The organism is Sphingosinicellaceae bacterium (assembly GCA_019285715.1).
In the GTDB taxonomy this organism is placed as follows: domain Bacteria; phylum Pseudomonadota; class Alphaproteobacteria; order Sphingomonadales; family Sphingomonadaceae; genus Glacieibacterium.
The window spans coordinates 494,948-519,448 of sequence record CP079108.1; the positions used below are offsets into that span (position 1 = coordinate 494,948).

Below are 24,501 nucleotides of genomic sequence, written 5' to 3' on the forward strand. Positions count from 1 at the left end.
AAAAGATGAGATTCGGGACTGACGGCAAGGGCCAGACTTTCATTGAGTGGAACAGGGGGAAGCCAGATACGAATGGTTGGGCCCGAGCCTGGATTTCCCATCGCGAAGGCGACAAGGACTGGGCGGCAACCGGCAGATACCTGAATGCGACGCGCATCGACGCGCCGGGCGGCGGCCCCTCGGGCACCGGCCTGGACTTTCCGATTGACAGCCCCCTCACCGACCATGACATTCTTCGGGCATACGTCATTTCAGTTAGCGCGATCACCGGCCACTCGCCGGATTCCGCTGGCTAGGACGTTGGCTTGTCCATTCCCCCTGGGTCTGAGCGCGAGAGCAGAAGCCGGTCATCGTAGTGTATGTATTGTAGTACTCCGGATGCAGTTGGAATGCGCAGCCAGCGCGAAGCAACCGCAGCGGCCGTGCGCGGTGGGCACCTGTCGCGCCTCGCTACCGTTCATCGTCGCAGATTGACGTCGCTCCATCGGTCTAGACTATGCGCTTCCTCGACGAGACGTTGCCTTGCGAGATACGGTCGTTAAGCGCCTAGAAGTCCTCTCGAGTAGAAATCTAGGGCGGCACAGCCGGGACACTAGGGTGAACCGCTGCCAATACACGATAGGCTTGGGTCCGATTTTGGACCCAGCGGAGGCGTAGGCAGCGACTTCAACTGCCTCGTTCTTGCCTTCCCAACCACGGACGTCGGAATGAGCGGGGCCAAATGATCCTAGGTTTAAGGTACTACAAGACCAAGGCTTCGGCGCGAGAGCCGCTTCTTCGCTTCATCCTCGACGGGCTGCGTGCGGCGGGCTGCCGCATCATCTTCGCCTCGCCGTTAGATCGCGCACCCTTCGTCATAACCTTCGAGACGCGCGAGGGAGAGCGGATGGGCATCGTCGTCTACGCCTTCCTCGCGACCCGGACGCCGACCCGCAATCGGCCGGAGGACGAGCGCAGCTTCCAGGTCAAGTACGGCAGCAAGGCGGATTATGCCGACAACAATTCGCACGTGGTCTGGCAAGATCCGCTCGGCCTTTACACGACGCTGCTGATCGGCATCGATCCCGAGGAAGGCATCTTCGTCGCTGCCGATCCCGAAGCGCATAACCCGACCAAGTTCTTCATCCGCCTCGAGTTCAAAGACGAGCATGCCGAAGCGATCCTGCGCGATGGCTGGCACGCCTGGGAGCGCGTCCGGCGCGCAGGACCCATGGCCGCGCCGGTCGAGGTGCTGGTCGGTGGAACCCGTGACAGCTTCCTCGATCTCGTCAGGCTCGAGCGGGCCGGCTACGGTCTCCCTGCGGGCGATCGTCAGCTGCTCGCCGAGAGGCCCGAGCTGATCGGCGCGCCTCGGCAGGAAATTGCCGACGATGCCGCGGCGGTCGCGACCCGGGTTCACCCGCTGCTGCGCGAGCTCGAGCTTGGCGCCGATGAGGTCCTAGAGCTGATCGCGGGCGCGCGGCGGCTAAAGATGGCCGTGCGCGGTTGGGTTGCTGAGGAGCACCTCCGCGCGACCTTGGCGCGGCTGGACGGCGTCACGCACTGCGAGCGGCTCGACGAGGAGGGTGGACCGGATCTTCTGATCAGTTACCGCGGCGGCCCAAGGCTGACGGTTGAATGCAAGAACGTGTTGCGCGTCCTCAACAAGACGAGGAACCTGCCGCGCATCGACTTTCAGCGGACGCGCGCCGCGAAGGGCGATCCGTGCTCGCGCTACTACGCGCCCAATGATTTCGACGTTGTCGCCGGCTGTCTGCACGCGGTGTCCGAGCGCTGGGAGTTCCGCTACGCTCTACCGACCTCCCTCGAGCCGCACCAGAAGTGCCTGGGCAAGCTCGCCAGCAATGTGCTCGTCGATGAAAGATGGTCGCCCGACCCACGCGGCGCTTTCGAGGCGGTGGCCTCTCGGTTAGGGTCGGACGTATGACCAGACGCCGCATCATCAGCCTGTTCACCGGTGCCGGCGGTCTCGATCTTGGATTCGAGGCGGCCGGCTTCGAGACCGCTGTCGCGCTCGAGATTGACGCTCGCTGCGTCGAGACGCTGCGCGCGAACCGCAGCTGGCCGGTGATCGATCGCGACATCCTGGAGGTGCCGACCGCCAAGCTGCTTGCGGCCGGCAAGCTGAAGGCCGGCGCGGCCGACGTGCTGATTGGCGGCCCGCCTTGCCAGCCCTTCTCCAAGTCAGGCTTCTGGGCGAGCGGCGAGGCGAAGCGGCTGAGCGATCCGCGCGCGGACACGCTGGGCGCTTATCTGCGCGTGCTAGGGGAGGCCCGGCCGCGCGCGTTCCTGCTCGAGAATGTCGAGGGGCTCGGGTTCCGCGGCAAGGACGAGGGTCTGAAGCTCATCGCCTCCGAGCTGGAGCGCATCAACTTCGAGCACGGCACGCGCTACGCCGCCTCCATCGCGGTGCTGAACGCGGCCGACTTCGGCGTTCCCCAACTGCGCCGCCGGCTGTTCGTGATCGGCGCGCGGGACGGCACGCGCTTCGAGTTTCCCGCGGCCAGCCACGTCGATCCTGCTGTGGCTGAAGCTGACAACCGGCCTCGTCATCGGACGGCTTGGGATGCGCTGCACGACGTGACAGTCGACGCCCCGGCGCTGAAGCCCACAGGCAAATGGGCCGAGCTTCTCACGTCGATCCCCGAGGGCGAGAATTACCTGTGGCACACCGAACGCGGCGGCGGCGAGCCGCTGTTCGGCTGGCGCCGCCGCTACTGGTCGTTCCTGCTGAAGCTCGCCAAGGCGCGCCCTGCCTGGACCTTGCAGGCCCAGCCCGGTCCTGCGACTGGCCCGTTCCACTGGACCAGCCGCCGGCTCAGCATGCGTGAGATGGCGCGGCTTCAGACCTTTCCCGACGATTTCCAGGTAACCGGCTCGGTCGCGGACGCTCAGCGGCAGCTAGGCAACGCGGTGCCATCGCTGCTCGGCGAGGTACTCGCCCGCGCGATCGCGCGCCAGCTGCTCGGCGTGGCCCTGGATCAGGATGAGCTGGCGCTGACGTTGCCGCTCGCGCCGCCGGCGCCTGCGCCGGAGCGCGTCGCCAAGGTGCGCTCCACCTATCTCGGCCTTCGCGGCGACCATGACGCGCATCCCGGAACGGGCAAAGGATACCGCGCTTCTGCGCGTTCAGAGTTGATGGCCGCCGAGTAGAGACCGACGCAGGATCTCGCGCAGCGCCTCGCGATTCCGGGTCTCGCATTCCAGCCCACGAGGCACCGCCAGCGGCCTGCTCGATGCCGTGCGGGCATGAAGGTCGCGCTCGACGTTCGTGCGCGATCGCCAGGCCGCGCGCTTCGGTGAAGGCGGCCGGGGCGGCTTCCGCTGCTGCTGATCAGGACAAGTGTGAAGTGAGGGCGGCGAGCCAACAATCTCGCCGGACCGCGTCGGGAATCAAGTATTTACCGACTGGAAAGACTACGCCTCCCTGGATATATTTGTTATTTCGCACTCGAAAGGTTGGCCTCCAGACGTTAATGCGCGGCACCTCGGCCATACGGTTAGACTACCGCTTCAAGTTTTAGCTGGAGCCGGCAGTCGTCAGTGACGTGAATTTCGGTTTTTGCGCGAAGCCGTCACGCCGAGATATCTGAGCAAATGGCCGCTTTCGGGCAGATCGGCCGCGGCCTCGAATGGCTGGGTTTGGGCGCCAAGCTGCCGACCCGGTATCATGAGTGAAGGGCAGATTACCGAATCTCGGCTCCCGAAAGCAACGGGGCCGCTATGCATCGCATTCCCGGACCCGCGGGCACGATTAGCAAGGGCATCTGCCGCGCGTTAAGAGTTCGGGTCACCTACCTTTGAGATACAATTACGACGCGCTTGCATTTCGAAACCCGCCTGCCTTCGTGCGCCACGCCACGACGGCCAAACTCGCCTGTTGATCCGCTGATGATAGGCGCTTCTTTGCTCATCCCCATCGACACCGGGGATGCAAATGACCGTCCTGCCGCTTCGCTCAGAGACCTTCGCCCGCGGCACCCGCATGCTGCGCACGGCGCTTGGTCCGACGATCGCGGGCTTGCTGGCCGATCCAGCCGTCGTCGAGGTCATGCTCAACCCCGATGGCTGTCTGTGGGTCGATCGACTCGGCGTCGGCTTGGCCGATACCGGCGAGCACTTCTCACCAGCTGACGGCGAACGCATCGTCCGCCTCGTCGCCCATCACGTCGGAGCGGAGGTTCACGCCGGGTCTCCGCGCGTCTCGGCCGAACTACCCGAGACCGGCGAGCGCTTCGAGGGATTGCTGCCGCCCGTCGTGGCCGCCCCGTGCTTCGCCATCCGCAAGCCCGCTGTCGCGGTCTTCACTCTCGACGACTATACCGCCGCCGAGGTCATGACCGCCGCGCAGGCCGCGCTGCTCCGCGACGCGGTCCACGAACGGCGCAACATTCTGGTCGCCGGCGGCACATCGACCGGCAAAACGACCCTGACCAACGCGCTGCTCGCCGAAGTCGCCAAGACATCTGACCGCGTCGTCCTGATCGAGGACACGCGCGAGCTCCAGTGCCTGACCCCTAACCTCGTCGCGCTGCGCACCAAAGGCGGCGTCGCGACGATGGCCGAGCTGGTCCGCTCGGCGCTACGCCTCCGCCCCGACCGTATCCCGATCGGCGAGGTGCGCGGGGCCGAGGCGCTCGACCTGATCAAGGCGTGGGGTACCGGCCACCCCGGCGGCATAGCGACGATCCATGCCGGCTCGGCGCTCGGCGCGCTGCGGCGGCTCGAGCAGCTGGTCCAGGAAGCGGTGGTCACCGTGCCGCGCGCGCTGATTGCCGAGACCATCGACCTGATCGCCGTCCTCGCCGGCCGCGGCAGCGAGCGCCGTCTCGTCGAACTCGCCCGCGTCGCCGGGCTCACCCCGTCCGGAGATTACGCCCTTCACCCTGCAGGAGACCTGTCATGACCTTGTCTGCCCGTACCCGTGTGCGTCTGTCCGGCGCGGCGCTTGCCATCGTTGTCGGGCTGACCGCCGCACCGGCCAGCGCCGCCGGCTCGAACATGCCTTGGGAAGCGCCGTTGCAGTCGATCCTCGACTCGATCCAGGGGCCGGTCGCCAAGATCATCGCGGTGATCATCATCATCGTCACCGGCCTGACTCTCGCGTTCGGCGACACCAGCGGCGGCTCGCGCAAGCTGATCCAGATCGTCTTCGGTCTTTCGATCGCCTTTGCGGCGAGTTCGTTCTTCCTGAGCTTCTTCAGCTTCGGCGGCGGCGCGCTCGTATGAGCGAGGCCACGCCCGGGTTCAGCGTCGCCGTGCACCGGTCGCTGACCGAGCATATGCTGCTCGGCGGTGCCCCGCGCGGCCTCGCCATCGCCAACGGCACGTTGGCGGCGGCGCTCGGGCTCGGCCTGCGACTGTGGATCGTCGGACTAGGATTTTGGCTCGTCGGGCATCTCGCCGGTGTGTGGGCCGCGCGGCGCGACGCGCAATTTGTCGATGTCGTCCGCCGCCACCTGCGCTACCCGGCATATCTCGGCGTCTGATCGATGTTCAACCTCGCCGAGTATCGCGCACAGCCGAACCGCCTCGCCGACTTCCTGCCATGGGCGGCACTCGTCGCCGACGGCGTCGTCCTCGACAAGGACGGCAGCTTCCAGCGTTCGGCGCGCTTCCGCGGGCCCGACCTCGACTCGGCGACGCCGACCGAGCTCGTCGCGGTGACCGCGCGCCTCAACGCGGCGCTGCGCCGGCTCGGCTCGGGCTGGGCGGTCTATGTCGAGGCGCAGCGCACCGCCGCCGGTCATTACCCGTTGAGCGACTTCCCCGATCCGGTGTCGGCGCTGGTCGACCGCGAGCGCCGTGCCCAGTTCGAGGAAGAGGGTGCGCATTTCGAGAGCGGGTATTTTCTGACCCTGGCGTGGCTGCCGCCGCCCGACGGCGCGTCGCGCGCCGAGGGTTGGCTGTACGAAGGAGGTACCCGTGGCAGCCGTGACAACAACTGGCGCGAGCGGCTGAAAAGCTTCGTCGATCGCACCGACCGCGTCCTCGACCTAATTGACGGGTTCGTGCCCGAAGCGGCGTGGCTGTCCGGCGCCGAAACGCTGACCTATCTCCATTCGACCATCTCGAGCCGTCGCCAGCAGATCGCCGTGCCGGCGACCCCGATGCACCTCGATGCGCTGCTCGCCGACGAGCCGCTGACCGGCGGGCTGGCACCGATGCTAGGCAACCAGCATCTGCGCACGCTGAGCATCATCGGCCTGCCCGGCGCAACCGAGCCCGGCATCCTCGACGAGCTGAACCGCCTGCCGTTCGCCTATCGCTGGTCGACCCGCGCGATCTGCCTCGACAAGGCCGACGCCGCCAAGATGCTCGGGCGTATCCGCCGCCAGTGGTTTGCCAAGCGCAAGTCGGTCGCGGCGATCCTCAAGGAGGTGCTTACCAACGAAGCGAGCGTGCTCGTCGACAACGACGCCAGCAACAAGGCCGCCGACGCCGATGAGGCACTGCAGCTGCTCGGCGCCGACATCGCCGGCTGGGCCTATGTCACCGCGACGATCAGCGTCGCACATCGCGACCCGCGGATCGCCGATGCCCGGTTGAAGGCGGTCGAGAAGATCGTCCAGGGGCGCGATTTCACCTGCATCCCCGAAAGCCTCAACGCACTCGAAGCGTGGCTCGGCTCGCTACCCGGCCATGCCTACGCCAATGTCCGCCAGCCGCCGATCTCGACCCTCAACCTCGCGCACATGATCCCGCTGTCGGCGGTCTGGGCGGGACCGGAAGCGAACGAGTATCTCGCCGGCCCGCCGCTGTTCTTTGCCCGCACCGAGGGCTCGACGCCGTTCCGTTTCTCGAGCCATGTCGGCGATGTCGGACACACGCTCGTCGTCGGCCCGACGGGTGCCGGCAAGTCGGTGCTGCTGGCATTCATGGCGCTGCAGTTTCGCCGCTATCCGCAAGCGCAGGTGTTCGCGTTCGACTTCGGCGGCAGCATCCGTGCCGCGACGCTGGCGATGGGCGGCGACTGGCACGATCTCGGCGGCGGATTGGCCGGGAACGATAGTGCTGCAAACGTCGCGCCATCGTTGCAGCCGCTGGCGCGGATCGATGAACCGGGAGAGCGCGGCTGGGCCGCCGAATGGCTCGCCGGGTTGCTGTCCCGCGAGGGCGTCGCGGTCGGTCCCGAGATCAAGGAACTGCTTTGGTCGGCGCTCGCTAGCCTCGCCTCGGCACCCGCGTCCGAGCGCACGCTCACCGGCCTGACCGTACTGCTCCAGTCGTCGGCGCTCAAGCAGGCGCTGCAGCCGTATACGCTCGACGGACCATGGGGCCGGCTGCTCGATGGCGACCACGAGGCGCTAGGGGTCAGCAGCGTTCAGGCGTTCGAGACCGAGGGGCTGGTCGGCACGGCGGCGGCAGCCGCCGTCCTCGCCTATCTGTTCCACCGCATCGGCGACCGGCTGACGGGTGCGCCGACGATGATCATCGTCGACGAGGGCTGGCTGGCACTCGACGATGCCGAGTTCGGGCGGCAGCTGCGCGAGTGGCTGAAGACGCTGCGCAAGAAGAACGCGTCTGTCGTGTTCGCCACCCAGAGCCTCGCCGATATCGACGGCTCTGCCATCGCGCCCGCCATCATCGAGAGCTGTCCGACCCGGCTGTTTCTGCCGAACGAGCGCGCCCTCGAGCCGCAGATCGCCGCGATCTACCGCCGGTTCGGCTTGAACGACCGCCAGCTCGAGATCGTCGCGCGGGCGACGCCGAAGCGCGACTATTATTGCCAGAGCAGGCGGGGCAACCGGCTGTTCGAGCTGGGCTTGAGCGATGTCGCGCTGGCGTTCACCGCCGCCTCGTCGCGCGCCGACCAGATCGCCATCGAGCGGCTGTTCGCCCAGCATGGCGCGAAAGGTTTCGCAGCCGCGTGGCTTCGCCACCGCGGCCTCGCCTGGGCGGCCGATCTGCTGCCCGCTGTCGACGTCCCCGTCGCTGTAAAACAGGAGCTATTGCCATGACCCGCCGTCGCATCGCCGTGTCGCTCGCGGCCATGCCGCTCATCTCGGCGATCTCGCTCGCCGCTGCGCCGCCGGCAGCGGCGATCATCGTGTTCGATCCGAGCAACTATGCCTCGAACGTCCTGCAGGCGGCGCGGTCGCTCCAGCAGATCGTCAATCAGGTCAGCCAGCTGCAGAACGAGGCACAGATGCTGATCGGCGAGGCGCGCAACCTCGCCAGCCTGCCGTACTCGGCACTGGCGCAGCTTCAGGGGTCGATCCAGCGGACGCAGGCCCTTCTCCAAAAGGCGCAGCAGCTCGCCTACCAGGTCACCGACATCGATGCCGCCTTCCGCACCGGTCGCTACGGCGCGGCGCAGCCGGGCCAGACCGGCACTCAGCTGTTCGGCAATGCCCAGTCGCGCTGGCAGACGTCGGTAGCGGCGCTCGAAGACGCGCTCAAGGTTCAGGCGGGCGTCGTCGGTAACCTCGACACCAACCGCACCCAGCTCGGCGCACTGGTCGGGTCGAGCCAGGGCGCGGTCGGTGCGCTGCAGGCGACCCAGGCGGGGAACCAGCTGCTGGCGCTGCAGGCGCAGCAGCTCGCCGACCTCACCGCCGCGGTCGCGGCGCAGGGCCGGGCGCAGGCGCTCGACGCTGCGCAGCGCGCCAGCGCCGCCGACCAGGCCCGCGAGCAGCTGCGCCGGTTTCTCGTTCCCGGGTCCGGCTATCAGCCGACCGCGATCACGATGTTCCACAACTGATGGCGCCGCGGCGACCCTCGACGCAGGCGGTGCTGCACGCCGGCGCCCTGGCGCTCGGCGCGGTCGCCGTGATCGCGGCAGCGGTCGGGACCGGAAGCTTGAGTTCGCCGAAGCCGTCGGTCGCGGCGTCGAGGTCAGCAAAACCCGCTGAGGCCGAACTCGATCGATGCCGCCATCTGACGCTCGAACGGGCTGACGATGTCGATTGCAAACGGTCTTGGGACGAACAGCGGCGACGCTTCTTTGGACGACGCCCGTGAACAACACCGGCGTCATCGACCAGTTTCTCGACGTCTTCACGCGCTACATCGACAGCGGGTTCGGGCTGCTGCGCCCCGAGATGGCCTATCTGGCGACGACTCTGATCGTCATCGATGTGACGCTGGCAGCGCTGTTCTGGGCGTGGGGCGAGGGCGACGACATTCTCGCCCGGCTAGTCAAGAAGACCCTGTTCGTTGGGGCGTTCGCCTATCTGATAGGCAACTGGAACACGCTCGCGCGGATCGTCTTCGAGAGCTTTGCCGGGCTGGGGCTGAAGGCGTCGGGGACGTCGCTGACGCTCGCCGACTTTCTGCGACCCGGGCGTATCGCCCAGGTCGGCATCGACGCCGGGCGGCCGATCCTCGATTCGATCTCGGGGCTGATGGGCTATGTCAGCTTCTTCGAAAACTTCATCCAGATCATTGTGCTCCTCGTCGCCTGGGGCATCGTCATACTGAGCTTCTTCATCCTCGCCATCCAGCTCTTCGTGGCGCTGATCGAGTTCAAGCTGACGACGCTCGCCGGGTTCGTGCTGGTGCCTTTTGGTCTGTGGGGCAAGACCGCGTTCATGGCCGAGCGCGTACTCGGCAATGTTATCAGTTCGGGCATAAAGGTGCTCGTCCTTGCCGTCATCGTCGGCATCGGCTCGACGCTGTTCGCCCAGTTCACTGCCGGGTTCGGCGGCGGTGCCGCGGGTGCCCAGCCGACGATCGAGGATGCGCTTGGCATCGTGCTGGCAGCGCTGTCGCTACTCGCGCTCGGCATCTTCGGTCCCGGCATCGCCAACGGCCTCGTCGCCGGCGGCCCGCAGCTCGGCGCAGGCGCAGCGGTCGGCACAGGCCTCGCCGCCGGCGGCGCAGCGTTCGCCACTGTTGGAGCGGCGCGACTTGCCGGTGGCGTTGCTGCCGGTGCCGCTGGCGGTATCGCGCGCGGCGGTGCCTATGCCGCCGGAGCCGCAACCGCCGGTTATCGCGGCGGTTCGGCCGGAAGCAGCGGCATCGGCGCGGTCACCGGCGGCGCTGGCGGCGTCGCGCGCGCAGGCGCCACCGCGGTTGTCAGCCCGCTGCGCCGCGCCGCAGCGTCGATCACCAGCTCGTTCGACGCCGGTGGTCGCGGTGCCGAGACCGGGTTCGCACCGCAGGGCGCGGGCGCTGCCACCAGCCCGGCAGGCGGGGCAAGCACGGCCAACGGCACCCCGCCGGCATGGGCGCAGAACATGCGCCGTAGCCAGACGGTCAGTCACGGCGTCGGCCTCGCGACTCACGCCATTCGCGCTGGCGACGGCAGCGGCTCGGGATCCTCGGTCAGCGTTGCGGAGAAGGAATGATGGCGACCTGGTTCAAACGTAGCGGCGTCCGCTTCGGACGCACTCCCGAGCCCGAGACGCCGTACCAGCGCGCGGGCCAGGCATGGGATGACCGCATCGGCTCGGCGCGCGTTCAGGCGCGCAACTGGCGGTTGATGGCGTTGGGTGAACTTGCCCTCGTCGCCGGCTTGTCAGGCGCGCTAGTCTGGACCTCTCAGCAAGGCAGCGTCGTGCCATGGATCGTGCAGGTCGACCGCACCGGTCGCGCCCAGGCGATCGGCCCTGCCGACGCCAACCGTACCGCAACCGACCCCGAGATCGCGTGGCACCTCAGCCAGTTCATCGAGAATGTCCGCGGCGTTCCCGCCGATCCGATCGTGCTGCGGCAGGACTGGCTCGCGGCCTACGACTTCGCCACCGACCGCGGCGCGGCGGCACTCAACGACTATGCTCGGGTCAATGATCCGTTCGCGCGGGTCGGCAAGGAAGCGGTCGCGGTCGATGTCTCGAGCGTCATCCGCGCCAGCCCGGATAGCTTCCGCGTCGCCTGGACCGAGCGCCGCTACGACAACGGCCAGCTTGCCGCGACCGAGCGCTGGACCGCGATCCTCACCGTCGTTCTGCAGCCGCCGCACGACGCCGAGACGCTCAGGAAGAACCCGCTCGGCATCTACGTCCACGCCATCAACTGGTCTCGGGAGCTTGGGTCATGACGATTGCATTTTCACGCCGATCCGTATTCGCGGCTTTGCTGATTTCAGGCTTTACGGTCGGTGCCTCTGCCGACGAGCGAACTTTCGCGACCGGCCCGCATGTCGGGTTTGCCGATCCGCTTCTGCCGGTGAGCGCATCGCAGCCGCTGATACCTGCGGGTGTCGCGGCGACGCCCGAGACGCTTCTGGCAGCGCCTCTGCTCGGGCGGTCCGCAATCCGCGCGACCGCAGGCGGCTCGGATATCGCAGCGCCGCTGGCCCGCGTCGTCGCCGCGAACGCCGCAGCGCGCGTGGAGCCGAGCCGGTTCGGCTATCTCAATGCCATCCAGCAATATGCCTTTGCCGACGGCGACCTGTTCCAGGTCTATGCCTCGCCGGGGAAGGTCACTGACATCACCCTGCAGGAGGGCGAGACGCTGGTCGGCTCCGGGCCGGTCGCCGCCGGCGACACCACCCGCTGGATTATCGGCGATACCGAGAGCGGCGTCGGCACGACCCGGCGTGTCCACATCCTCGTCAAGCCGACGCGGCCCGATCTCGTCACCAACATGGTCATCAACACCGACCGGCGGACCTATCATCTCGAGCTCCGCGCCAACCCGAGCGCGTGGATGGCATCGGTGTCGTGGCGCTATCCGGCCGACGAACTGATCGCCCTGCGGCGCAGCGCCGAGCGGGCTCGCGCCGCCGCACCGGTCGCCGCCGGAATCGACCTTGATACGCTCAATTTCGCCTACACGATCAAGGGCGAAGCCCCGTGGAAACCGCTGCGCGCATTCGACGACGGCACGCACGTCTATATCGAGTTCGCACCCTCGGTCGCGCAGGGAGAAATGCCGCCGCTGTTCGTCGTCGGCGCCGACGGCAGGACCGCGGAACTCGTCAACTACCGGGTTCAGGGCCACCGCCTTATCGTCGACCGGCTGTTCGCGGTTGCCGAGCTGCGTCTCGGTGCGAAGCATCAGCAGAAGGTGCGGATTGCGCGGACCGGCGGAGCGCGCTCGTGACCGGGGTCGGCGAACGGTCGGACGGACTTGAGGACGAGCCGCCGCCGATGTCCGAGTCTGAGATCGCCCGAGAGATGCGCCTGCGGCCCGAACCGCCGCGGGTCACCCGCGTGTCGCGCAAGGTCTTGATCGGCGGTGGGGCGGTGGTCGCGCTGGGGCTGGGCGGCGCGCTGATCGTCGCGCTGCAGTCGAAGGATGCCAAGCCGCCAGCGCAGGAACTCTATACGACCGGGCGCAAGTCCGCCGCCGAGGGGCTAGCTGCGCTGCCGCGCGACTATAGCGCGATCCCGAAGCTCGGGCCGCCGCTGCCTGGCGATTTTGCTCGGCCGATGGTCGACCAGGCGGAGCGCGCGCCGATCGGGGCAAGTCCGACGGCTGGGCAAGCGATGCCTGTCGATTCGGTGCGCCAGCAGCGGCAGCAGCAGCGCGAAGCCGCGATCGGTGCCAGCGTTTTTGCGACCCGTGCATCGGCCGCAGGTGCTGAGGGTGCGCGCGATGCTGCGCCAGCACCGACCGCAGGCGAAACGCCGACCGTCGCTTCGAACGCGCAAACGCCGGGCGCGGTCGAGCGTCGGACGGCGTTCCTCGCCGGCGCACCAGACCGCAGGACGATGAATTCCGGCGCGCTCGAGCCGCTGGCGTCGCCCAACGTTGTGCAAGCTGGCAGCATCATCGCCGCCGCTCTCGTCACGGGCATCCGCTCGGACCTGCCGGGCCAGGTCATCGCGCAGGTGACCGAAAACGTGTTCGACAGCCCGACAGGGCGAACTCTCCTAATCCCGCAGGGCGCGCGGCTGATCGGCAGCTACGACAGCGACGTCGGCGCCGGTCAGTCGCGGGCGCTCGTTGCCTGGACGCGGCTGATCATGCCCGATGGCCGGTCGATTGTCCTCGACAAGATGCCGGCGACCGACGTGGCGGGTCAGGCCGGGTTGCAGGATTGGGTCGACTATCACTGGGGCGGGCTGCTGCGCGCGGCGGCGATCTCGACGCTGCTCAGCGTCGGCGCACAGAGCGGCTCGTCGGGCAGTGCCGATGACCTGACGCGAGCGCTGCGCGAGGGGGCGAGCGATAGTATTTCTCGAACGGGGAGGCAGGTTGTCGATCGCGAACTTGGACGACCGCCGACGATCACCATCCGGCAAGGCTATCCGGTGCGGGTCATCGTTACGCGCGACATTGTGATTGATAGCTGAGGCAACTGGCCACAAGTCCTTTTTAAGCATTTAGACCTTGAGTGGAGAACGGACTTGCTGGATCGGATCGGCCGGAGCCCGAGAATGCCGCTTGTGCGTGCGCCAATGAGGAATCGTTGAGCCCATCACAGCTTTCTAGAAACAGCACTCTAACTTGCTAATCCTACAATCAAGTTATCAGCCTCAAAGTCTGCGCGTCTATCGATAGCAATATCCAAATTCGCGGAAAAGCCGGACTTAAATGGACCTTTCGGTTGAATTACTTGTTAATATCCCTGTCGGCGGCGCTCCCGGCTTGCAGCTTGCGGCCTACCCGACCTACAATGCCTCAGACGCGCCAAACTGCTGTCCGTGGTCGAGCGGCCGACTGGTGGCGGTGAGGTGTAGCTCCAGCTGGTCCATCCGCTCGTATGTCACTGCGCGAAGCTATACTCCATCGCTTAGGGTGATCCGTCCAACTCCGGGGCATTGCACACCTTCGCCTCAGGCTGGGTGCCATCCTGGAAGGGATAAGGCGCGTAGCCATGATTTTTCAGACTCCACTTTTCGACCGTGAGGCCCCTGTCGGCAAGGTAAGCGCGAAATTCCCCGTAGAACGAAATCCAAAAGGTGTGGCCAGCGCAGAAGATGCCACCATAGGGAATCATCAAAGCATTTAGCGCCGAGCCCGAATTCTGGTCGACAGCCTTCGAGTAGAACGTCCAACTCTGGCCGCCTGAATCCTCCATGATTCCAAAGGCACGTCGGCCAGCGACGGGATGCTCATCGCCAATCTTGAGGTCGACCGTGGCAAAGACAAAGTCAGTGGGGGATGAGCAGATCACCTGCACGCCGCCGGCTTTTTCCACTGGGTAAATGCCCATGCCCGTCTTTCCCGATCGAAAGAGCGCCGAGACCGGCCACACCGACCCGAGGTTGAACACCATCAGCGCGCCCATCGGGTTGCTGGACGCCCAAAGGTCGGCATTGGCCTTGCGTACCGCATCTTCCTTGGCGAGGCTGGTCTCGTATGGGCCAAAGCCATACCGGCCGGCCTTTGCCTTCGAGAAGGCCGGGAACTGCTGGCGGACCTGCTTAAAGAAGTCCTCGAGCGTGACTCCAGCCGGCTTTTTGAACCGAACAAAGTAAAAGTCGATGTTCGCTGGTCCCAAACCGTCGGTAACAGGCTCGAACCGGTTCACGCCCGGGGCGAGCGGCGGCTGCGGAATCTCGAGCAGATCCCGGAAATTCTTCGGGTCCCGCTCTGTTGGATTGGCTAGCGGCTCGAAGCAGCGTGCGAGTACCGAGTTGCACCAAAGCAACGCAATAACGATCGCGGCGAGCGACAGGATGTGCTTGCGCATATTAAGAATCCTCCAGCGGGAACGATGAGAGATCGCTGCCGAGGCGCCGCCGGATTATCTCAAGGCCCTTCCCGGCCGTAGTAAAGAGCCCCTCGAAATAGCGGCGATTATCGACCACGTACGACCGGAACGGAAGCCGCCTGCTTCCGCCACGCCCGCTTTCGCTCACGCCATCGCGGAACTTCTGCACCTCTGCCTCGAAGTCCATGGTCGTGTCGCCAACGGGGCCGATCGTGACGCGGACCTGGTCGCCCTGGCGAAGCCAGGTCACCCGCTCACCCTGGAGGACCTTGCTATAGACGAACTGCCCCGTCCGCGAGAGCTGCAAGCCCTCGTGCGCCAGCGGCTGGTGGCGGTAGAGCGCAAGGCCGATCCAGCCACTAAAGTCGTTGCCCAGGTCCACGTCGCAAAACCACAATCCTTGGGCGTCGTCGAACTGCACGGCAAAGCTTGATAGCGAGAAGCGCGAATCCTCCACGGCATCCGGATCACTCACAACGTCGTCAACGTAGAGCGTCGCGGGCACACCTTCAGGGCTATCGATTGGATAGAGGATGGGATCGAAGTGCGGGTCACCAATACTACGGAAGTCGGCTGCCCGCGGTAAGCGCTTGCTCGCCTCGGCACGCACCCGTGCCACCGGATCCTCGCCCCATTGGGTAAAAGCCGGATCGATCGTGTCGCGCTTGCCCGTCGGCAACGGGCCGGCATGGCAAGCAATGGCAATGCGCTCCCCAGGGCCGGAAGCAAACCAAGGCCGCCGGAGGTAAAGCCGGAAAGCGTAAAGCCGCTCGCGGACCTGGCGCCGCTCATCACCTGAATCGACCCGGCGAACCAGCGGCGTGGCGTGGCTGATCACGGGCGGTGGGAGCACCATTGAGGCGGGGACGTCGGCCGCTAACGGCTTCGACGCCAGCGAGAAGTCGTCCTTGCCATCCTGTGGGAATTTATCAGCATATCGCGCCTTGGCGGTCGCCGTGATGGCGAGCCGAGCCCGTTTAGCATTGCCAAGCGCTAGCTCCACGCCCGCAATGTCCCCCTCGGGCTTGGGCGAGGGCGCTGCTCCGCCCATGAAGATGCGGTTTTCCGCGCATTGCTTTCCGATCACGCCGAGCGCTGCGGCAAGGGCGGCACGCGATGCTACCATGCCCTTGACGAGTGGCTGGCGAGCCTGCGCGAGCATTGCGCCGCTGGCATCGCCGAAGGTGACGCTGCGGGGCCGTGCAATCACGCTACCAGGCCGCAAGAGATAGCGCTCGTGCGTCGGGTCGTCGTCAATCTCCGACCAAGTCGCGCTAAGTTGCACGTCACTCGTCGATGGCGCATCGTTCTCGACATAGCCGACCAATTGCGCGCGATCGGAGAGGCGCTCGCGCTTCATCAATGCGACCGACTGGCGCGTCGGCGAGACAGAATTGGCTTCGCAAACGACGCGCGGCGCTAGGGCCGGCTTGGGCATGCAATGCACCGCCCGGATGCGATGCTCGACGACGGACAGTGCGGCACCAAAGGCTCGGCCATTCGTCCCTAGATTCGCCAATAGCGTGGTGGATTGCGCAAAGCTCGCAGTGCGTGCCACGCGATCGGCCGAGACGACTGGTGTAAGGACGAGCTCAATATCGGCATAGGGCGGGACCTCGACCTTTACACGCCTGCCGCGGTTGTTCACCGACAAGCGCAGGTCCGTGCCCGAGCCTGCGATGAAATCGACTTGGAATGGGCCGAAGTTGCGCCAGAGACCCGCTTGGCCGAAGCTCGCTGTCACTGGGCCGACATGCCGCGGCTCTATTAACTCGCAGTAGGCCCCGCCAGCATAGGCATAGTCGCGATCATCCGACCGAGGATCGCCGTTTCGCACCCACACCTCGACATTGACTTGGCTAATGTCGGGGTCGCAAAAATACTTGGCGTCATACCCGCTCTCCGCCAGGTATCCGGGCAGATCGGTAACGAACGCGCGATCCTCGTCGACCGTTATTTCCTCAATGCTGGTAAGGAATTGGCCATTGTAGCGAGCAGTGTCGAGGTTAACAGGGCTTGGCGCGACGAGGACCGATTGTATGCGAACTTGGTCGGTCAGAAAGATCGACAACTCGGGCGAGTGGTGATCAGCTTTGAGGCCGCTGAGCGGGATCACCTCACCTGGGCGGTATGAGCGCGCCCGCAGGTAGGAGGCGGTCTGGACTTGGCTGGTTGCCAGCGCATCGACGCGCGGGTCGTCAGCCTTTAGGCTAAGGCCGCCCAAGAGCACTGTGCGGAGCCGCAAGCGATAGTCGGTCCCGAACCGAAGCGGCGTTACTCCAATGCTGCCCAACTGCTCGATCCTGAACGGTGCGCCGGGATGTGGTTGCTGCTCTTCAAAGTCGTCGAGCATCTTGCGCAGGTTGATGCGCTGGGTCGAGCTCAGTCCCTCGAAGCGAATAATTTCGGTGCTGGCCTGCCCCGTGTCGTCATTGGCCGGCTCGCGCGGGGCAAACGTCTCGCTCGTCCCCGTGACTTGCTTGCCGGAATGCACGAACGTCACGCGTTGGGATTGACGATGTACGCTCTTAAAGCGCGATTGTGCGGCGCCGACTGGTGCTAGGTCGAGGCGATAGCCGACCCATAAGTCTTCGAGGAATAGGCAAGGAAAGTCTTGCACCCGGCTGGCCGCCGCAAGCGCTTTGGGAGTGACTAAGTCTTCCACGGCAGCTGATATGGTAAGCCCTGCTGCCTCCAACTCGTTGTAGCCAAATTGCTGGTCAGCGAGTACGACTGGCGGAAGATAGTCGCGCCCATCACGTCCCGCAGTCGTCACCGGCGGCATGTTGGCGAGCGAATTGTTGGCCTGTAGAGTTGTCGCCTGGATCGCTGCGACTTCAGCATTGACCCCGGTGCACGAGTAGCGTGGCTTGCCCTTGACGTCGTTTATCGCCGCAAGTCCGCCGTTGGTCGTCACTGTCGCGCCGCGGTCGACAAAGCTGAGCGGGTGGGTCGATAATCCCCTCCGGAACGCAGTCACCTGGCAAACAACCGATGATAGGCTGGTAAGACCCGCAGCATCGATCGCTATCACATAGTCGCCGACGATAGGAGTAGCTGCTTGCGCTGACCATTCGGTCGTGATGCCGCAACTCCGCGCAAGCAATTCATTCGTGAGCGCGGCGTGTATGGCGGCGTTCAGATCGGCAGGGTCGACATCTACGGCGATTCCCGCAGCGATCGACTGGAGCATGGCATGGCTACGCGCTGGCACGTCGCGCGGGGCCATCCGCTTCTCGGCCAGCGCAATGTCACGTCGCAGCTGGTTTATCAACCTCGCGCCACCGACCCCGATGCCGGCCTTCTGCGAGCTGAGATTTCCGGCGAGCAATTGCACGAGCCCATATTGGACTTGGCTGTCGACAGCACGCTTACGGGCATACGACACTGATCGGTCGGTAAGGTCTTGCGTTCCCGAGGCGAGCGCGGTCTTCCCCGTCATACTGACATGGATCATATCGCGCAGCAAAGTCACGCGATCATGCATACCGGCAATATCGGCGAGGTCGCTGGCGACGCGAGCATCGTGCGAGTTGTCATGCCGCGGGGCGGCATTCTGAACTGTGCGCGGCCGCGCCAAATAGTCGGCAAGGGTGCGACGAATAGTGGCGAACTGAGTGGCGCCCCGAAAGCGCAACTCTACCGGGATGACGCCTGGGGCGCCGGCAACAAGTGACTTAGATCCGGCGAACCACGCTTCGTAGCGCATCGCTAGGGCACGGAGCGGAGCAGCGCCGTCCCGCGATAGGATGGGATGGTCGCTGACCGCAGCGGCTACGGCTTGTGGCGAGACTGGCCCGGCCGCGAATTCGATCGTCGACACCAATCCAAGGTCAAACGTCGCCGACGCGTTCGTTGCGCTGGACGGATCAAGCGGGATGACGACCAAGCTGTATGTCGTCATGCGGCGACCCCTTCGTCACGATATTCGGCGAGTAGCCGCTTGAAGGCGGCGCGTGCCTCGGCCGAGGAAGCGCGGTACGGCTTCTGCGCGACGACCGTCCCATCGCCTTGGCTTCGAATGGCCGCCGAACTGCTTCCGGCAATGAATGCTGTTGATTGCCTACCGGCCAAGGAACTGCTGCCACCCTCCTTACCTTTATCGTAATGCGCGGTGAACGAATAGGAATAGCGAACGAACGCGATCTTGATGGAAACACTGACCAGCGCGTCCCCTGAAACGCTCCCAATGTTGGGATAATATGTCATCGAGATATAGATCAGGCCGTCGAAGTTGATGATCCCGGCTACAGACAAGTGTGCAGACGCCTTGACGAAGGCGGTCAGCACCACCGTCGTGACGCCATTGCCATCGCGGTTCAACTGAAAGAATAAGCCGGCCATCAATGAGGCTTCGCCGCGCGCAATCGCCCAATCGATGGGAACCAGCGCGCCGTATTCCATGCTAATCTCGACGAGCCGGCACCCGCGCGTCGTGGCCTCGAGCAGCGCATAGGCCTTGCCGCCGTACCAGGGGGGCACGAAGATCGTCATCGGCTTTTCGCGTGATGACAGTCCGAAGGCCACGCTCAGCACGTCGCGCCCCATCAAAGGGATCGTGACCGCCCAACTGAATGCGAGGTTGGTGACCAGTGCAGGGCCGATCGGCAGTGAACCGCCCCCAACCGGGAAATTGAGGACCTGTGAGATTTCCGCCTTTTGTGGAGTGATCGCGACATGGATCCCGCTATCGCTGCCGAGCCCTTTAAGCATACTTTCAATCTGGTTGATGAAGTCGAGTGCCCCCAGCAGCTTGACGTCGCCGAGCTTGACCGCAAAAGACTTCTTCCCGTCACTGCCGATGTCGAAACGAACCGACTCAAAGCCGATTTCGATGGCCTCGAAGATGATTATGGTAAAGGCGAAGATCTCGGTCTTGGCCGTTACCGTCGGGGATCCGGGGTGGAAATCGAGTCCCGGCGGATCTGTTGTGATCCGGGGCGTGCCAAGGTCGATCCGGGCGAGCGCCTCGATCGATATCTTGGTCTGCCCTGGAACCGGGACGAAGCTAACTGGGCCAAGGTCCTTTCGATCGAAGCGGCTATTCGACCATGACAGCGATGCCTCGATCCCGAGCGAGATTGGGCGCCGCGTTGGATCTTCCCTAGGATCAGCGCCAAGCTGCTCGAGTAGGACTGGCAGTTGGGCCGCCGCATTGCCGCTTGCTTGGATAGCCGACAACCATTCGATGCCGGATAGCTGCACGTTCCACGATAGCGGCTCGGCATGCCCGGGGTCGGCGCCTGCGGCCAATGGCTGCGCGCTCGAATCGTCCGCGCCGGCAAGCCCGATCGCATCGAACAGCTTTGAAAACGGCAGGCCGGGAATGAGTTCGGCATCCCGACCGAACAAGTCGCCAAGCTTGAGGCCCGGCGCGAAGGGGCTCGCGGCGGAGGGCACGCGAGCAAGCGCCGCAAATGGTGCAATCGGCGCAAACCCCATCAGCGCCCGCGCGGCGGCGATGGCGCGATCGCGGTCGGCGGCCGTCCGGCTTTCTTGGAAGGGGGTCTGGTCGATTGCGATGCGCGTTTGGCTGAACGCTGCGAAGTCGAGGCGGTGCGCGGCTTCAAGCGCCGGCTTTGCTGCAGCTATGCCGGACCAGCGATGCTCGTTGAACGTCGCATCGCCCACGATGCCGTAGCGGCGATTGATGATATTGGCATGCGTATCCGGGACCGTTAGCCCACCGACGCCGTCGCTTGAGGCTTGCCGTCCGAAGCTTATCTCATTGTCGATGCCTAAGAAAAGCGCGTCGGGCGGCGCAGCTTCGGCCTTTGAAACCTTGTAGTAGAGGTTGCGGATGCCGGACACGATATCGCTCGGCATGCGGTCAGGCGGTGCGGCGCGTTCTGCAACCAACCCTCGCCGCTCGAGCATGAAGACGAATGGGGCGTTGGCGTCGTCTGCGTTTGCCGGAACATTACGGAAATAGTCCTCTGGCGGCGTAGTGGGCTCGGGGTCAAGGTAGGGAAAGTCGGTGAAGCGCGTGTCGCGATACGTTGTAAGTAGCGCTGTAGGCTCGCCTGATAGGTGTTCTGTCGCTTGGTTACGAATACGCATGGTGCGCGCTCGCGGCCGGAACGGCGTGTCGGGGACGGCGTCGGGATCAAGGTCCGGAACATTGGCACGCGCCCATTCAACCCAGTCGAGCTTCGCAGACGCCTCGCCTTTCGTGTTCGCGCTTGCCAATTCGACGATTGCGGCGCCGTAGGAGACGAACCGGCCTGGCTGCTCATTCCATAGCCGGTCGACGGCACGAAGCCCTTCGCGGCCCACCGAAATCATGTGGCTTGGATCGCCAAGCCTATCAGCGGGAGCCTGCCATGGATAGCCAGGCTCCCAAACCAAGCCGTTGCGTGCACGCGCGCCGTTGCTGACATAGACCATTGGCATGTCTGCCACATGCTGGGTGCCGCTCCAGTCGGTCCCCTTGTGCGCAAACCGCACCGGTGCGCCCGCAACCATCGGGATGAAATAGTCGTACTTCTCGTATTCGGCAGGGTCGCCCCCGGGGGGCGGGTCGAGCGGCGCGGTTTTTTCCGTGGTGATGGAAAGCGATCGGAATGGCGTCTCCAGGTGACCCGGATGAATCTTGTTGGGTTGCGCAATCCGCAAGAAAGCTTGCTTGTTGAGTGGCGCGACGAGGCGGCCAGTCGGATCGCGCGTAAAGATCCGCTGAGTCGAGATAATCAGCTGGCAGGGCGTGCCGAATGGATAGAGGAAGCCTTCATTCAATACCTCAACGAATTGGTCGCGGCCAAAGCATGCGTAATGGAGCCAACCCGCTTGGGTGCTCCCTGGATAAGGCTTGAAGGCCGTGTGCAAGGCGAGCGAGCCACCGCGAGAACTTAGCAACAGGAGGTCGACGTCGATCGACCGTCCTGGTGCATAGGCTGCAGGAAAGCTGGTATTCTCGTCGCGCAGCGCAATGCTAGCGGACGCGCGGAGCGGCTTGACTTGGCCGGTATCGGGGAAGCGGCGGCTCAGGCTGGCGGCAAGCCTCGCCCGATCAAAATCAGTGAGCGCGGTCACCGGAAGCGGCGTCGCGCGAGCCGTCGCGTAGGTCACGACCAGTGTTCCCTGAGCGAGCGATCCGGTGGTCGACACGCGCTTGAATCCGCTGACGGAGTATATTTCCATCTTGATCGGCGACGCGCGGTGGGCAGGAAGCGCTGCGCGTATATGTGTTGACCATAATTCGACCCAGCTGCCCGATCGTCGTGGCTGGGGGGCCCCGCTTGCGCCCAGTTTCTCATTGGTTGCAGGCGCCAACTCGATTCCGCTGGGTAAATCGATCCGGGAAAACGTGTCGCGAATGCTGCGCGGGACCTCCAACTCATAATCTTGGGCTGCGCCGGCAGGATCCGGCGCCAAGAATTCGAAATTGTCCCAATCGAGTAGCTCGCTCGCTCGCAGCCGAAGTGACTTCGATGGCACGCGAAAGACTAGCGTCGAGTGAGTACCCGAAACGAGACGGACTGACGCGAGTTCCGCTTCGCTCACAACATCAGGTATCGAAGGGTAGTTTAGGGCCGTCTCGGCGTAATGCTGTGGTGGAAGGGTGAATTCGAGTAAGTAGTCGCTGGCAAAGTTGAGCGGCGTGAGCCGGCGCGAGCCGGGGTGCAACCTAAAGCCGATGGCCCGGACCTTGAGGAAAGCCTCGTCTATGTCGCGCCTGACGGTGAATTCGGGCCAAGCCAACGGCGCGCCCAGCTTACCTGCGACTTCAAAGGATACGGTACCGGTGCCAGCGACTGCGGGAACAGATAGCGCTGCGCCATAGCTCATGAACGCGCGACGGGAGAGGCCTTTTGTCTTTCCCGAAGGGCTGTCTGTCTCGCGCATTTGATATGCTCCCCTTTATCTTATCTAGTGATAACTGGAGTCCGGGTTGCTATGGTGCCTCTCGGGGCGGGGTGGTTCAACCCTCATGGCAGCAACGGCGAGCCTCGGCCTGCCTACCGTGGTTCGCGGTCGCGCATGGTGGAAGCAAAACCTCTGTGCGGGAGGGATGCCGCGACAAAGTTGAGATGTAGGAACCTACTGAGCTGCTGCCCGTTTCTGCCGACATTCGGGGCCGGGTTACCATCTGATGGACCGGTCTCGAACTGGCTAGGTTTCGACGCAGCTTCACTTATGTTACGCTACGTTATCGTTCATGTCGTCTACAATCGCTTTGATCTGGCCGAACAGGATGACGGCGTCGGAGCGGGCCTCCGCTTTCTTGCGGTTGATGGGTCCCCAATGTCCGCGTTCCTGCCGCAAAAACATTGCGGTATATAGCGTTGCGAACAGCGGGCATTCCTTCATCTGGTTCTGAAAAGCGGCCTGTTGCCCGCGACCGACATCGGCAGGCCAGTGGTTCGGCTTCGTGCAACTTGCGCCCTCGCCGAATATATCCATCAGATCTTGCCGTCCGGCAAAAGCTTTAACCAAGGCTTGCCGATCGGTATCACCATGTATCGAGTCGTAACTTACCTGGAATAGTCCAGCCTCGGCATTATCGGGCGTCGTCGGGACTGGACGTCCTCTCGGGCCGCGATCCTCAGCCGTATCCGGACCGTCGCAATGGCGGCCCGAACTTTCACGCATCCCGAGGCCCAGCATAATCGCAAACACCGAAATTAGCCGGTCTGCCGCGGTTGACGTTTTCGCACCCGCCGCAGCCAGTTCCATTTCGTACCAGTCGAGCACGTCATGCGCCGAACTGCCAGTGCGCGGCCCTGCCGCTTTGACCATGAAGCGATCCTGCGCCTTCAACATACGATAGGCCTGCGCGAATGCGACGCCCATGCCTTTGGTATAGCCGCGCGGCGCAACACCGCGCTTGTCGGGCCAAAAATAGGCCACGAGCGGTGAGGCCATAGCAGCCGCGAGCACCGGTGCATTGTCGACGAGCATCAAGGTCTTCTGCGGATACATCGAGCTTCGCACGTCAAGGGCGTACATATCTGTTAAGGAAGTGGCCGGACGTTTTCAGCGCCATTGGCCGTTCGTCTATCGCGTTGGTGCCGAGATTTCCCGGACAGTTGGTCACCGAACTCGAGATATCCTGATTAGCCCCCACGACCTGCAAGGACTTATGGCCAGCCGTCATCGCCTCAAAAATAGTGACATGGCCGTGATCGGCGTCGCCATAATTGGTGAAGACGCAGATGTCCCCGCGCTGCGGTGTTGTGACCGGCGTTCCGAACTTCAGGAAAGCCTGCGAGCTCTCGCGATGCTTCGGTGGCGTGATGCCGCCCCGCTCGAGACACCAGCTTAGCGTAACCGCGCACCAGGCGGTACAATCGTTCGTGATTATGTAACCCATGTCATGCCAGATGCGCACCAGAAGTGGATTAGCGTGCTTGGCCCAGCGCCGATTCCACGGCTCTCCCACCGAATTGCTGGGAGCCTTGGGGTTTTTGTCGAGCCGCGCGAGCGCCAGCATCGTGGCCATGTAGTCGCCCTTTGGAATGAGCGCGAGCACCTCGGGTACGAGCGCTGTATCCTTAGGATCTGTTGGAAGCGTCCCCTTTATGCCAACGCTCTGGCCAAAGAAGTCACGCCTCTCTTGTCCGAAGACCGTGGCCGACGGGAATAAAGTGGCCGCCGTCGCCCCGATCACGATTTGGCGCTTCGAAATGAGCATGAGTCGACCCCTGTAGACGTTCGCAAAGCTTCGCCCAATCACGGAATTAAGCAAGTGAAACTGTGGGCTTCAACCAAACCTGACCGTATCGTTTCAGACCGACCCTGAGGATATCCCCGATCTAGGACTTCAAATCGGCAATGTATCGAAACTGCCGAAACGCTGGCATCAGTAGCGCGCGCCAAGGAGCGACGCTGCTGACGGTTCAACTTTGCACTTCCCGGTCCAATTCGAGCGATCGACTCTTCCTGACTCAGAGGCGGCTTTACCCGACGATCCCGCTTTACCTCGAGCGTCGCATGTCCGAACTAGGGTC

18 protein-coding genes are annotated in these 24,501 nt (G+C 64.4%); 13 read left to right on the forward strand and 5 right to left on the reverse strand.

Annotated elements, in window-relative coordinates; all coding sequences use genetic code 11:
- Window positions 1-5 precede the first annotated feature (5 nt).
- The 13 genes from KX816_02385 (at window position 6) to KX816_02445 (ending at window position 13,187) form a co-directional block, all read left to right on the forward strand.
- Window positions 6-296, forward strand: a complete 291-nt coding sequence (locus KX816_02385; GenBank protein QXQ06932.1) for a hypothetical protein — start codon at window positions 6-8, stop codon at window positions 294-296.
- A 590-nt stretch (window positions 297-886) separates the two neighbouring features.
- Window positions 887-1,927: a hypothetical protein gene (locus KX816_02390; protein QXQ06933.1), complete on the forward strand. Its 1,041-nt coding sequence runs from the start codon at window positions 887-889 to the stop codon at window positions 1,925-1,927.
- Window positions 1,864-3,153, forward strand: a complete 1,290-nt coding sequence (locus KX816_02395) for a DNA cytosine methyltransferase (protein QXQ06934.1) — start codon at window positions 1,864-1,866, stop codon at window positions 3,151-3,153. The genes KX816_02390 and KX816_02395 overlap by 64 nt, the downstream gene beginning before the upstream one ends.
- Window positions 3,154-3,937: 784 nt before the next feature.
- Window positions 3,938-4,906 carry a P-type conjugative transfer ATPase TrbB gene (trbB, locus tag KX816_02400; GenBank protein ID QXQ06935.1) on the forward strand — a complete coding sequence of 323 codons (969 nt, stop codon included), beginning with the start codon at window positions 3,938-3,940 and terminating at the stop codon, window positions 4,904-4,906.
- A complete protein-coding gene (locus KX816_02405; GenBank protein QXQ06936.1) occupies window positions 4,903-5,229 on the forward strand; it encodes a TrbC/VirB2 family protein in 327 nt (108 codons plus the stop codon). The genes trbB and KX816_02405 overlap by 4 nt, the downstream gene beginning before the upstream one ends.
- The gene (locus tag KX816_02410) at window positions 5,226-5,489 is read left to right on the forward strand and encodes a VirB3 family type IV secretion system protein (protein ID QXQ06937.1); all 264 of its coding nucleotides are present in this window, start codon (window positions 5,226-5,228) and stop codon (window positions 5,487-5,489) included. Before KX816_02405 ends, KX816_02410 begins: the two co-directional genes overlap by 4 nt.
- Window positions 5,490-5,492: 3 nt before the next feature.
- On the forward strand, window positions 5,493-7,961 hold the full coding sequence (locus KX816_02415; protein QXQ06938.1) for a conjugal transfer protein TrbE: 2,469 nt from the start codon (window positions 5,493-5,495) through the stop codon (window positions 7,959-7,961).
- Window positions 7,958-8,704: a P-type conjugative transfer protein TrbJ gene (trbJ, locus tag KX816_02420; GenBank protein ID QXQ06939.1), complete on the forward strand. Its 747-nt coding sequence runs from the start codon at window positions 7,958-7,960 to the stop codon at window positions 8,702-8,704. Before KX816_02415 ends, trbJ begins: the two co-directional genes overlap by 4 nt.
- Window positions 8,704-8,964: a putative entry exclusion protein TrbK-alt gene (trbK-alt, locus tag KX816_02425; protein QXQ06940.1), complete on the forward strand. Its 261-nt coding sequence runs from the start codon at window positions 8,704-8,706 to the stop codon at window positions 8,962-8,964. Before trbJ ends, trbK-alt begins: the two co-directional genes overlap by 1 nt.
- The gene (trbL, locus tag KX816_02430; GenBank protein ID QXQ06941.1) at window positions 8,961-10,292 is read left to right on the forward strand and encodes a P-type conjugative transfer protein TrbL; all 1,332 of its coding nucleotides are present in this window, start codon (window positions 8,961-8,963) and stop codon (window positions 10,290-10,292) included. The genes trbK-alt and trbL overlap by 4 nt, the downstream gene beginning before the upstream one ends.
- Window positions 10,292-10,984, forward strand: coding sequence for a conjugal transfer protein TrbF (locus tag KX816_02435; GenBank protein ID QXQ08357.1), 693 nt, complete (start codon window positions 10,292-10,294; stop codon window positions 10,982-10,984). Before trbL ends, KX816_02435 begins: the two co-directional genes overlap by 1 nt.
- The gene (gene trbG, locus KX816_02440) at window positions 10,981-11,991 is read left to right on the forward strand and encodes a P-type conjugative transfer protein TrbG (protein QXQ06942.1); all 1,011 of its coding nucleotides are present in this window, start codon (window positions 10,981-10,983) and stop codon (window positions 11,989-11,991) included. The genes KX816_02435 and trbG overlap by 4 nt, the downstream gene beginning before the upstream one ends.
- 47 nt (window positions 11,992-12,038) lie before the next feature.
- Window positions 12,039-13,187, forward strand: coding sequence for a conjugal transfer protein TraI (locus KX816_02445; protein QXQ08358.1), 1,149 nt, complete (start codon window positions 12,039-12,041; stop codon window positions 13,185-13,187).
- Between the two features lie 440 nt (window positions 13,188-13,627).
- On the opposite strand, the gene KX816_02450 is transcribed toward KX816_02445, so the two are convergent.
- The 5 genes from KX816_02450 to KX816_02470 form a co-directional block, all read right to left on the reverse strand.
- Window positions 13,628-14,530, reverse strand: coding sequence for a hypothetical protein (locus KX816_02450; protein ID QXQ06943.1), 903 nt, complete (start codon window positions 14,528-14,530; stop codon window positions 13,628-13,630).
- Window position 14,531: 1 nt separating this feature from the next.
- Window positions 14,532-18,455 carry a hypothetical protein gene (locus KX816_02455; GenBank protein ID QXQ06944.1) on the reverse strand — a complete coding sequence of 1,308 codons (3,924 nt, stop codon included), beginning with the start codon at window positions 18,453-18,455 and terminating at the stop codon, window positions 14,532-14,534.
- Entirely contained in the window at window positions 18,452-22,396 is a 3,945-nt protein-coding gene (locus KX816_02460; GenBank protein ID QXQ06945.1) for a hypothetical protein, read from the reverse strand. Before KX816_02460 ends, KX816_02455 begins: the two co-directional genes overlap by 4 nt.
- 294 nt (window positions 22,397-22,690) lie before the next feature.
- Complete coding sequence (locus tag KX816_02465) at window positions 22,691-23,473, reverse strand: hypothetical protein (GenBank protein ID QXQ06946.1); 783 nt, start codon at window positions 23,471-23,473, stop codon at window positions 22,691-22,693.
- Window positions 23,474-23,486: 13 nt separating this feature from the next.
- On the reverse strand, window positions 23,487-24,185 hold the full coding sequence (locus KX816_02470) for a CHAP domain-containing protein (GenBank protein ID QXQ06947.1): 699 nt from the start codon (window positions 24,183-24,185) through the stop codon (window positions 23,487-23,489).
- Window positions 24,186-24,501 lie beyond the last annotated feature (316 nt).